General features: G+C 74.4%; 13 protein-coding genes. 7 read left to right on the plus strand and 6 right to left on the minus strand.

Annotated elements, in window-relative coordinates:
- The first annotated feature begins 700 nt into the window (after positions 1-700).
- The 7 genes from C1J00_RS29160 to hypE all read left to right on the plus strand — a co-directional run bounded on the left by C1J00_RS29160 (position 701) and on the right by hypE (position 8,603).
- Positions 701-2,446 (plus strand): enoyl-CoA hydratase-related protein, encoded by a 1,746-nt coding sequence (locus C1J00_RS29160; RefSeq protein ID WP_102911989.1) that lies wholly within the window; start codon positions 701-703, stop codon positions 2,444-2,446.
- Complete coding sequence (locus C1J00_RS29165) at positions 2,443-3,030, plus strand: hydrogenase maturation protease (protein ID WP_102911990.1); 588 nt, start codon at positions 2,443-2,445, stop codon at positions 3,028-3,030. The genes C1J00_RS29160 and C1J00_RS29165 overlap by 4 nt, the downstream gene beginning before the upstream one ends.
- A gap of 39 nt (positions 3,031-3,069) precedes the next feature.
- Complete coding sequence (gene hypB / locus C1J00_RS29170) at positions 3,070-3,807, plus strand: hydrogenase nickel incorporation protein HypB (RefSeq protein WP_102911991.1); 738 nt, start codon at positions 3,070-3,072, stop codon at positions 3,805-3,807.
- Positions 3,804-6,116 (plus strand): carbamoyltransferase HypF, encoded by a 2,313-nt coding sequence (gene hypF, locus C1J00_RS29175; protein ID WP_102911992.1) that lies wholly within the window; start codon positions 3,804-3,806, stop codon positions 6,114-6,116. The genes hypB and hypF overlap by 4 nt, the downstream gene beginning before the upstream one ends.
- A gap of 3 nt (positions 6,117-6,119) precedes the next feature.
- Entirely contained in the window at positions 6,120-6,401 is a 282-nt protein-coding gene (locus C1J00_RS29180) for a HypC/HybG/HupF family hydrogenase formation chaperone (RefSeq protein WP_102911993.1), read from the plus strand.
- Positions 6,398-7,540: a hydrogenase formation protein HypD gene (gene hypD / locus C1J00_RS29185; RefSeq protein WP_102911994.1), complete on the plus strand. Its 1,143-nt coding sequence runs from the start codon at positions 6,398-6,400 to the stop codon at positions 7,538-7,540. The genes C1J00_RS29180 and hypD overlap by 4 nt, the downstream gene beginning before the upstream one ends.
- A gap of 73 nt (positions 7,541-7,613) precedes the next feature.
- The gene (gene hypE / locus C1J00_RS29190; RefSeq protein WP_245936550.1) at positions 7,614-8,603 is read left to right on the plus strand and encodes a hydrogenase expression/formation protein HypE; all 990 of its coding nucleotides are present in this window, start codon (positions 7,614-7,616) and stop codon (positions 8,601-8,603) included.
- Between the two features lie 47 nt (positions 8,604-8,650).
- On the opposite strand, the gene hypA is transcribed toward hypE, so the two are convergent.
- The 6 genes from hypA to C1J00_RS29215 all read right to left on the minus strand — a co-directional run.
- Positions 8,651-9,001, minus strand: a complete 351-nt coding sequence (hypA, locus tag C1J00_RS29195) for a hydrogenase maturation nickel metallochaperone HypA (RefSeq protein WP_102911996.1) — start codon at positions 8,999-9,001, stop codon at positions 8,651-8,653.
- 7 nt (positions 9,002-9,008) lie between these two features.
- On the minus strand, positions 9,009-9,200 hold the full coding sequence (locus C1J00_RS44785; protein ID WP_146046275.1) for a hypothetical protein: 192 nt from the start codon (positions 9,198-9,200) through the stop codon (positions 9,009-9,011).
- Between the two features lie 34 nt (positions 9,201-9,234).
- Entirely contained in the window at positions 9,235-9,441 is a 207-nt protein-coding gene (locus tag C1J00_RS29200; protein WP_102911997.1) for a hypothetical protein, read from the minus strand.
- A 42-nt stretch (positions 9,442-9,483) separates the two neighbouring features.
- Complete coding sequence (locus C1J00_RS29205) at positions 9,484-10,080, minus strand: DUF5947 family protein (protein WP_102911998.1); 597 nt, start codon at positions 10,078-10,080, stop codon at positions 9,484-9,486.
- Positions 10,077-10,625, minus strand: a complete 549-nt coding sequence (locus tag C1J00_RS29210; RefSeq protein ID WP_102911999.1) for a NifU-related iron-sulfur-binding protein — start codon at positions 10,623-10,625, stop codon at positions 10,077-10,079. Before C1J00_RS29210 ends, C1J00_RS29205 begins: the two co-directional genes overlap by 4 nt.
- A partial coding sequence (locus C1J00_RS29215; RefSeq protein ID WP_146046276.1) for a nickel-dependent hydrogenase large subunit occupies positions 10,618-10,841 on the minus strand: 224 nt, incomplete at its 5' end. The genes C1J00_RS29210 and C1J00_RS29215, both read right to left, overlap by 8 nt.

The following is a 10,841-nucleotide window of genomic DNA, read 5'->3' on the forward strand; positions in this document are numbered from 1 at the left end:
GGGGCGCGAGTGCGGCAGCGGCAGCGAGAGCGAGATCGGGCGCAGGACCGGGCACGGTCGCAGGCGCGGGCACGGTGTCAGGCGCGGGCACGGTGTCAGGCGCGGGCCCAGGTCGCCGTGCCGGCTCGCGTCGGGGGCGGAACGCGACCGCGCGGACACGGGCCACCGCCCCGCGGGCGGCGCGGCCTCACCGTCCTGTGCCCGGACCGGATGGTCGACGCCCGGGCGGGCGCCGGTGGCCGTGGACGCCGGGCGGGCGGACGACGGGGGCGGCCGCGGGCCGCTCGCAGGGGGCAGGCCCGTTCCCCCTGCTTCGCGTTCGAGCCGGGAGCTCCGGTGGACCACCGACGGCGGAGGGCGATCGCGTCCCTTCGGCGCCGTCCACGTGGTCCATGACGTCGGCCCCGACGGCAGGGAGGTGACAGCAGGGAGATGACGGCATCTCAAGCCGGCGGTCCGGTTGCGACGCGTGGCCGGTCGCCGTCGGCCCGGACGACGGTCGCGATCGTCTCGCCGGTCCAGGACACACACGACCCACGCAACCGGGGCGGCACCGGACGTCGAGGGCCTGCCCCGCGACGCCCTGGCCCCGTGGCGGCAGCCGCAGGGCCCGCGCCCGTTCGGCCGGAAGCGCAAGAGGACGGCGAAACGCCGACGTGGTCCTTCGCGGCCCTCCCCCGACGGGCGACCATGCCATGTCATGGACATCTTGCTCGTCGCCAGCGCGTTCAACAGCCTGACCCAGCGTGTGTTCGCCGAACTGTCGGACGAGGGGCACCACGTGGACGTCGTGCTCGCCTCGCACGGCCCCGACGCGGTCCGGGCCGCCGTACGCGAGGGGTGCCCGGAGCTGATCGTCGCCCCGATGCTGAAGTCGGCCCTGCCGGAGGACGTGTGGCGGGAGCACACCTGCCTGATCGTGCACCCGGGTCCGCCCGGTGACCGGGGCCCGTCGTCGCTGGACTGGGCGATCGCCGAGGAGGCGTCCGAGTGGGGCGTGACGGTGCTCCAGGCCGAGGCGGCCATGGACGCGGGAGACGTGTGGGCCGACGGCTCCTTCCCGGTGCCGCCGGCGGGCAAGAGCGACCTGTACCGCAACGAGGTGGCGGACGCCGCCACGGCCGCCGTGCTGCTGGCCGTGCGGCGCTACGCCGACGGATCGTACAAACCGCGCCCGCAGAGCGAACCCGGGACCGACGTGGTGTGGCGGGACTTCTTCCGCCAGGAGCAGCGGCGGATCGACTGGGAGAACGACAGCACGGCGACGGTGCTGCGCAAGCTCCGCGGGGCCGACTCGCAGCCCGGTGTCCGGGACGAGATCTGCGGCCGGGAGGTGTTCCTGCACGGCGGGCACCCCGAGGACCGGCTGCGCGGGGAGCCCGGGGAACTGCTCGCGACCCGGGCCGGCGCGCTCTGCCGGGCCACCCGGGACGGCGCGGTGTGGATCCCGGAGCTGCGGCCCCGCAAGAGCTCCGGAGACCCGGCGCCGTTCCGCCGCCCGGCGGCTTCGGTGCTCGCCGGCTTCCCGGCCCCGCCCGGCAGCGCACCGGGCATGCCGGGAGCGTACGACCGCCCCTACTGGCTCCCCGAGATCGCCGCGCCGCTCGAACTGCCCCCGGACCGCACCACCTGGACCGACATCCGCTACCGGCAGCGCGGTCGCATCGGCTTCCTGACCTTCTCGTTCCCCGGCGGGGCCATGAGCACCACCCACTGCCGCAGGCTGCTCGCCGCCTGGCGGTACGCCCTGACCCGCCCCACCTCGGTCCTGGTGTTCGGCAGCGCCCGCGACTTCTTCTCCAACGGCATCCACCTCAACGTCATCGAGGCGGCGGGCGACCCGGCGGGTGAGTCCTGGTCCAACCTGAACGCCATGAACGACCTGGTCGAGGCGGTGCTGCGCACCACTGACCGCGTGGTGGTGGCGGCGCTCGGCGGCAACGCGGCGGCCGGCGGCGTCATGCTCGCCCTCGCCGCCGACGAGGTCTGGTGCCGCACGGGCAGCGTCCTCAACCCGCACTACCGGAACATGGGCCTGTACGGGTCGGAGTTCTGGACGTACTCGCTGCCCCGCCGGGTGGGTGCCGAGACGGCCGAGCGGCTGACGACCGAGGCGTTGCCGGTGAGCGCCGCGACCGCCCAGCGGATCGGCCTGGTGGACCGTCTGGTACCGGTCGGGGCCCAGGACTTCGCCGCCGAAGTCGAGCGTCTGGTCGCCGACCTGGCCGCTGATCCCGATCTCCCGCGCCGGATCACCGCCAAGGCCACGGCCCGTCACGCGGACGAGCTCCAGCGGCCCCTCGCCGAATACCGGCGGGCCGAACTCGCCCGTATGCGGGCCGTCTTCTTCGACCCCGAGGCGCCCTATCACGCACTGCGGTCCGCCTTCGTCCGCAAACTCCCCAGCGGCTCCGCCCGGCCGCTGGCCACCGGGGACGCGCGATGAGGGCGCGGCTGCTCGTGGCGGGGATCGGCAACATCTTCCTCGCCGACGACGCCTTCGGGCCCGAGGTGATCCGCGCCCTGGAGCGGCGTCCGCTGCCGGCGGAGGTTCGGGTGCGGGACTTCGGCATCCGCGGCATGGACCTGGCGTACGAACTGCTCGACGGCTACGACACGGCCGTCCTGGTCGACGCGGCCGTGCGGGGGCACGAGCCGGGCACGCTGTCGCTGATCGAGCCGGACCTGCCCGACGGCGCCACGGCGGGCGCTCCGCCCGAGGCGCACGGCATGGACCCGGCGAAGGTCCTCGCCCTGGCCGCCCACCTGGGCGACGAGCCCCTCCCCCGCGTCCTGGTCCTGGCCTGTGAGCCCGAGCTGCGAACCCCCGCCGACGAGGACATCGCCCCGGGCATCAGCGCGACGGTGCGCGAGGCGGTCGGGCGGGCGGTCGCGGCGCTGCACACCATGGTGCCGGTGCTGCTCGCCGACCCGGCCGCCACGCCCCCGTTGAGCCGCCCGGACGAATCCGCCGCGTGGTCGTCGGCCGGGCTGCCGGGCACGGTGAGCGGCGGCACGGAAGATCGGTAGCGGAACGACTTTCCTACCGACCCGCGAGGAGCGGCGCCCATGTGCGATTCCGTGGACGAGGTCACCCGGGCCGTCCTGGCGAAGAACGACGGTCTGGCCGCGAGCTTGCGCGAGGCGTTGGCCCGGCGCGGTGTGAGCGTGGTCAACCTGCTGTCCAGCCCGGGCAGCGGCAAGACGGAACTGCTCGGGCGGGTGCTGGCCAGGGCGGTGGAGCGGAGCCTTCCGGTGGCCGCTCTCACCGCCGACCTGGCGACCGAGAACGACGCCGACCGGCTGGCCCGTTCGGGCGCCCCGGTGAAGCAGCTGCTGACGGACGGCCTGTGCCACCTGGAGGCACGGCAACTGCGCGGCCATGTGGAGGGCTGGCTGCCCGCGGGCACGTCGCTGCTGTTCGTAGAGAACGTCGGCAACCTCGTCTGCCCGGCGTCCTACGACCTCGGCGAGAGCCTGCGGGTCGTGCTCATGGCGGTGACGGAGGGCGAGGACAAGCCGCTGAAGTACCCCACGGCCTTCGGGTCCGCCCATCTGGTGGTGCTGACGAAGACCGATCTGGCCGGGCCGGCCGGGTTCGACGAGGCGGCCTTCGAGGCGAACGTCCAGCGGGTCAACCCGGGGGTGGAGGTGCTGCGCTCCTGTGCCCGCACCGGCACCGGTGTGGACACCCTCCTGGGGCGGGTGCTCGCCGTCCGGGACGGAGCCCCCGTCCACCAGCCGCCCCTGGCGCCCCGCCCGCACACCCACACCCGCGAAGGCGCCGAAGCCGGCCTCGTCCCGTGACAGCGCCCGTCACCCGGGCGGTGCGCCGCCGCGTCACCGTGCGCGGCACCGTGCAGGGCGTGGGCTTCCGCCCCTTCGTGCACCGCCTCGCCACCGACCTGGCGCTCGCGGGCTTCGTGAGCAACACGGCGTCCGGCGTCCTGATCGAGGTGGAGGGCGCGCCGGACGGTGTCGCCGCCTTCTGCGACCGGCTGGCCGCGGAGCCTCCGCCGCTGGCGACCGTCACCGACGTCGGGGTCGAGGACCTGTCCGTCACCGGCGTCGACGGCACCTTCACCATCCGCTCCACCGACCGCTCCCCCGGCAGCACCCTTCTCCCGCCCGACACGGCGACCTGCCCGGACTGCCTGCGCGAGCTGGGCGATCCGGCCGACCGCCGGCACCGGCACCCGTTCGTCACCTGCACCCACTGCGGCCCCCGCTTCACCATCGCCACGGGCATGCCCTACGACCGGGCGGTCACGACCATGTCGGGGTTCCCGATGTGCGGTGAGTGCGCCCGGGAGTACGGGGATCCGCTGGACCGGCGCTTCCACGCCCAGCCGGTGGCCTGCCCGGGGTGCGGTCCCCGGCTGCGTCTGGTGCCGGCTTCCGGGAGCGGGATGCGCCCGGCGCGTGACGCCGAGGCCCTGGCATCGGCGCGGGCGCTGCTGGCGGCCGGGCGGATCGTCGCCGTGAAGGGCCTCGGCGGCTACCACCTGGCCTGCGACGCCACCGACGCCCGGGCCGTCGACACCCTGCGCACCCGCAAGGCACGCGGCGGCAAGCCGTTCGCGGTGATGTGCGCGAACCTCGACGACGTACACCGGATCGCCGAGGTCTCCGCCTCCGAACGGGCTGCCCTCACCAGCCCCCGGCGCCCCATCGTCCTGCTGCGCCGGCACCCGGAGGGGAACGGCCTCGCGCCCGGCGTCTGCCCCGGCAGCCCGCACCTCGGCGTGCTCCTGCCCTACACACCCGTGCACACCCTTCTGTTCGGCCTGCCCGGTGACCCGCCCGGCCCGCGCGTGCTGGTGATGACGAGCGGCAACCGCTCCGGGGAGCCGATCGTCACGGACGACGACGAGGCGCTGAACCGGCTCGCCGGGCTGGCCGACGCCTGGCTCGCCCACGACCGGCCCATCGCCTCGCCCTGCGACGACTCCCTGCTGCGGGTGCGGCCCGACGGCACCGAGCAGGTGCTGCGCCGGTCCCGGGGCTATGTGCCCCGGCCGCTGCGACTGCCGGTCCCGGTGCGGCCCGCTCTCGCCGTGGGCGGCGACCTGAAGAACGCCCTGTGCCTCGGCGCCGGCGACCAGGCCTGGTTCGGGCCGCACATCGGCGACATGGGTGATCTGGCCACCCTGGAGGCGGCCCGGCGGGCGGACGCGCGGCTGCGGGCCCTGACCGGCGTGAGCCCCGAACTGGTCGCCGCGGACCGGCACCCCGGATACCACTCGACACGGTGGGCCGCCCGGCTGGCCGGACGCGCGCCCGTCCTGGTCCAGCACCACCACGCGCACATCGCCTCCGCCATGGCCGAACACGGCCTCGACGGCACCACCCCCGTGATCGGCGTGGCCTTCGACGGCACGGGCTACGGCGACGACGGCACGGTCTGGGGCGGGGAGATCCTCCTCGCCGGTTACACCGGCTTCCGGCGCTACGCTCGCCTCTTGCCCGCCCCGCTGCCCGGGGGCGACGCGGGCGTCGCCAACCCCTGCCGGCTGGCCCTGGCCCGGCTGTGGGCGGCGGGACTGCCGTGGGACGCGGACCTGCCCTGCGTGACCGCGTGCGCGCCGGACGAACGGGCCGTGCTCCAACGCCAGTTGACCGGCGGCCTGGCCTGCGTGCCGGCCTCCGGCATGGGCCGCCTCTTCGACGCCGTGTCGTCGCTCGCCGGCGTGTGCCATCGCGCGGGGTACGAGGCGCAGGCCGCGCTGGAGCTGGAGGCGGCGGCCGCTTCGGCGTGGGGTGCCGACACGTCGGCGTACGCCTTCGCCGAGGGGCTCGACCCGGCGCCCGTGCTCAGCGCGCTGATCGCCGATCTCCGGCGCGGCACCCCGGCCGCCCTGCTCGCGGCCCGTTTCCACCGCGGCGTGGCGCGGGCGGTGGCGGAGATCTGCCGACGGGCGCGTCAGGACACCGGCCTGGCCACCGTCGCGCTGAGCGGCGGGGTGTTCGCCAACGCGCTGCTGGAGGAGGAGTGCGCGCGGCTGCTGGCCGAAGACGGCTTCGTGGTGCTCCGGCACGGCGAGGTTCCGCCCAACGACGGCGGGCTGGCCCTCGGCCAGCTGGTGGTCGCGGCACACCTACGACAGGAGGAGTGACCCATGTGTTTGGCAGTGCCCGGCAAGGTCGTGTCCATCGACGCCAGTTCGGATCCGCTCACCGGGCTGATCGACTTCGGCGGCGTGCAGAAACAGGCGTGCCTGGAGTACGTGTCCGATGTGCGGGTGGGTGAGTACGTCATCGTGCACGTCGGATTCGCGCTCCAGCGTCTGGACGAGGAGTCGGCCCTGGCCTCCCTGAAGCTGTTCGAGGAACTGGGGCTTTTGGAGGAGGAGTTCGGAGACGCCTGGGTGCAGGCGTCGAAGGAGGCGGGAACGGCGTGAAGTACATCGACGAGTTCAACGACCCCCAACTGGCGCGACGGCTGCTGGACGAGATCCACGCCACCGCCACCCGGCCGTGGGCCCTGATGGAGGTGTGTGGCGGGCAGACCCACTCGATCATCCGGCACGGGATCGACCAACTGCTGCCCGAAAAGGTGGAGTTGATCCACGGGCCGGGCTGCCCGGTCTGTGTCACGCCGCTGGAGGTCATCGACAAGGCGCTGGAGATCGCCTCGCGGCCCGGGGTGATCTTCTGCTCCTTCGGCGACATGCTCCGGGTGCCGGGCACCGACCGTGACCTGTTCCGGGTCAAGGGCGAGGGTGGCGACGTACGGGTGGTGTACTCGCCGCTCGACGCCCTGGAGCTGGCCCGCTGTAACCCTGACCGGGAGGTGGTGTTCTTCGCGATCGGCTTCGAGACCACCGCCCCGGCCAACGCGATGGCCGTGCACCAGGCGCGCCGGCTGGGCCTGTCCAACTTCAGCCTGCTGGTGTCGCATGTGCGGGTCCCCCCGGCCGTCGAGGCGATCATGACGGCGCCCGAGTGCCGGGTGCAGGGCTTCCTGGCCGCCGGGCACGTGTGCAGCGTGATGGGGATGGCCGAGTACCCGGAGCTTGCCGAGCGGTTCCGCGTGCCGATGGTGGTGACGGGCTTCGAGCCGCTGGACATCCTGGAGGGCATCCGCCGGGCGGTCCGCCAGCTGGAGCGCGGTGAGCACCGGGTGGAGAACGCCTACCCGCGCGCGGTGCGCGAGGAGGGCAACCCGGCCGCGGTGCGCATGATCGAGGAGGTCTTCGAGGTCACCGGCCGGTCGTGGCGCGGGATCGGGCGGATCCCGGACAGCGGCTGGCGGCTGACCGCCGCCTTCCGCGCGTACGACGCGGAGCACCGCTTCGACGTCGGCGGGATCCGGACCGAGGAGCCCGCCGAGTGCCGGGCCGGCGAGGTGCTGCAGGGTCTGATCAAGCCGACCGAGTGCGCCGCGTTCGGCACCACCTGCACCCCGCGCACCCCGCTCGGCGCCACCATGGTCTCCAGCGAGGGCGCCTGCGCGGCCTACTACCTGTACCGCCGGATGAACGCCCCGGCAGCGCAGACCGGCGGGGCCGGGAAGCAGGAGGTGGCTCCCGTTGCCTGAGCGACAAGCCGATGTGGTCGACCCGGCGAACTGGACCTGCCCCGCACCGCTGCGCGACCAGGGGGTTGTGGTCATGGGGCACGGCGGCGGGGGCGCGCTGTCGGCGGAGCTGATGGAGCAGATCTTCACCCCTGCCTACGGCAACGCCACCCTGTCCGCTCTCGCCGACTCCGCCGTCCTCGAACTGGGCGGGGCGCAACTGGCCTTCTCCACCGACTCCTACGTGGTCCGGCCGCTGTTCTTCCCGGGCGGCTGCCTCGGCGACCTCGCGGTCAACGGCACCGTCAACGACCTCGCGATGAGCGGCGCCGTGCCCGCGTACCTCTCCGCGGCCTTCGTCCTGGAGGAGGGCGTGGAGCTGACCGTGGTCGAGCGGATCGCGCGCTCGATGGGCGCGGCGGCCGAGGCCGCCGGGGTGACGATCGCCACGGGTGACACCAAGGTGGTGGAGTCCGGGCACGGCGACGGGGTGTACGTCACCACCGCCGGTGTGGGGCTGGTGCCCGACGGGGTGGACATCCGGCCGCAGCGTGCCCGGCCCGGCGACGCGGTGATCGTCAGCGGCCCGATCGGGCTGCACGGTGTGGCGATCATGAGCGTGCGGGAGGGGCTGGAGTTCGGGGTGGAGGTCGCAAGCGACACCGCGCCGCTGGCGGGCCTGGTGGCGGCGATGCTGGCCGTGACTCCGGACGTCCATGTGCTGCGGGATCCCACCCGGGGCGGCCTGGGCGCCTCCCTCAACGAGATCGCACGTGCCTCCGGGACCGGCGTCCGGCTTCAGGAGCGGGCGATCCCGGTGCCGGACGCGGTGGCGAACGCCTGCGGGTTCCTCGGGCTCGACCCCCTCTACGTCGCCAACGAGGGGCGGCTGGTCGCCTTCGTGCCCCCGGCGGAGGCGGAGGAGGTGCTGGCGGCGATGCGGGCCCATCCGCAGGGTGCCGGTGCGACGCTGATCGGCGAATGCGTCGCCGAGCACCCGGGGATGGTGGTGGTCGCCACCGGGCTCGGGGGGACCCGGGTGGTGGACCTGCCGCTCGGGGAGCAGCTGCCGCGCATCTGCTGACCGGGGTACGGCAGGGGCCCCGCCGACGTCGGCGGGGCCCCTGCCGGTTAGGCGGGTACCGGCTCGATCCCGGCGATCTCCAGTTCCCGGCCGCTGCGCAGGTCGCTGGAGGGCTGGTCGCAGCGCGGGCACCAGAAGAACGGGGGCATGCCCACCGGGAACTCCTCGGCGCACGGGCCGCACCAGGCCTGCGCGGGGATCTGCTCGACGACGAGCCGGGCCCCCGCGAGGGCGGTGCCGTCGCGGGCCACCTCGAAGGCGAAATCCAGGGCGTCGGGGACGACGCCCGCCAGCTCGCCGACCCGGACGGTCACCGTCGAGACGGCGTCCGTCCCGTCCGCCCGGGCCAGCTCGTCGGCCCGCTCGATGATCGCGGTCGCGATCGACAGTTCGTGCACGGCCGGCTCACGGGTAGCGACGGCCGGCGCGGAATCCGCCGGCCATCCGCCAGAGCCGCACCTCGCGCCTCAGGCTGGGCCACTCCCAGCACAGCAGGGCCAGGGCCGTACCGCCCACCAGGGCGGCCTCGGCCTTCAGCACCCGCCGTCCGCTCATCCCGCCCCGCCTGCGCGCGACGGGTCCGCGTACTCGTTTCATTGCAGTGACTCCCTGCTCGTTCCCATCACGGTGCTCATCCCGGCGAGATGTTCGGCATGGTCTCCGCGAGGGCGTCATGCCGCTTCCAGTGGATCCCCGTGGAGCGGCGCGCGTCGGCGGTGCCGTCCTCGTGGTGCCCCTTCTGCCGCTCGCGCGGGCCCTTGTTGCCCTGGTGCATGCCGGCGACGTGCCGGGGTGTGTCGGGCTTCGCCTGGGGCCGGCCCACTCTGATGCTGCCCATGGGATGTTCTCCTTCCTCGCCTCCGACCTGCGGAGTGCGTGGCTATGGCCGCTCGGTGAGGTCCTCGAAGAACTGCTCGACAGCCGGCCAGATCCGGCCGCCGCCGGACAGGCCCCGCCACTCCCGGCGTACGACGGCGACCATCCGGTAGCAGTCGTCGACCGGCACGATCCAGTGGTGGTCGAGGCCGTGGACGGTGTTCACCAGGAGGGCCTCCACCTCGGGTTCCACGGTGGCGAGCTGCGGACACCTGCCGGACAGCTCCTGCCAGGCCGCGGCGTCCACCTCCCACCGCATGGCGCCCGCGGGGCTCGGGCCCTCGGCGGTGACGGTGCCGTCCGCCCGGGGCACGAAGAAGACCAGGCCGACCGGTACGCCCAGCGCGGCCGTGTCGACCTCGGGCAGCCGGACCCGGCGCCGGGGCACGAGCCGGTAGTGGCCGTCCCCGGCAGCCGCCTCGGCGAACAGCACCGAGCAGGGGCCGCAGACGCAGCGCACCTCCTCCTGCCCGGTGTCGTACAGGTGGGCGTGCTCGTCGGCGACCGGCGCGGCGCACAGGTCGCACACCTCCGTCCGGGCCGCCGCGGTACGGTCGGCCGAGGAGCGGATGAGCCGGGCCAGTGCCCCCTCGGTGGTCACGGTGCGGCCCGGTGCGTGAGGGTGGTCAGCGGGACGAAGGCGGGGGCCGTCTCGGTGAGGGGCTCCACCGCCGTCAGCTCGGGCGCCGCGGCGAGCACCGCCGCGCGGACCGCGTCGGTGACCTCGGAACCTCCGCCGCCGCAGCCGGACCCGCACCCGCCGCCCTTCGTCAGACGCACCCGGGCCACCTGCCCTTCCACCCCGGCCCACTCCACGTCGCCTCCCCGCTCCTGCACGGCGGGCCGCAGCCGTTCGACCGCGCGGGCCGCCCGGCGGTCGGCAGGCTCGGGGTGGATGTCGTGCAGCACCATGAGGTGCCCGAGCAGCTCGTCCTCGGCGAAGCGCTCGGCCACTCGCTCGTCCGCGTGGTCCAGGACGCGCGCCAGGGCCTCGCCGTAGACCTCGGTCAGCAGGGCCACCGCCTCGGTCGCGGAGCGTGTCGTGGGGCCGGGCGCGGCCTCGATGCCTTCCAGCAGCTCGTCGAGCCGGCCGAGGCGGGCCTCGACGTCCGGGTCCGCCAGGCGTGCGGTGGCGGCCTCAGCCATGGTTCGCCCCGTATGTCGGCGAGTGCAGGGTGGTCAGCGTCTTGCCCTTGCCGACGTACATGTGCACACCGCACGGCAGACAGGGGTCGAAGCTGCGGACGGTGCGCATGATGTCGACGCCCTTGAAGTCGTCCGGTCCGTTCTCCTCGAAGATGGGCTGGCCCTGGACGGCGTCCTCGTACGGGCCGGGGGTGCCGTACATGTCGCGGGGGCTGG

The organism is Streptomyces cahuitamycinicus (assembly GCF_002891435.1).
Classification (GTDB): domain Bacteria; phylum Actinomycetota; class Actinomycetes; order Streptomycetales; family Streptomycetaceae; genus Streptomyces; species Streptomyces cahuitamycinicus.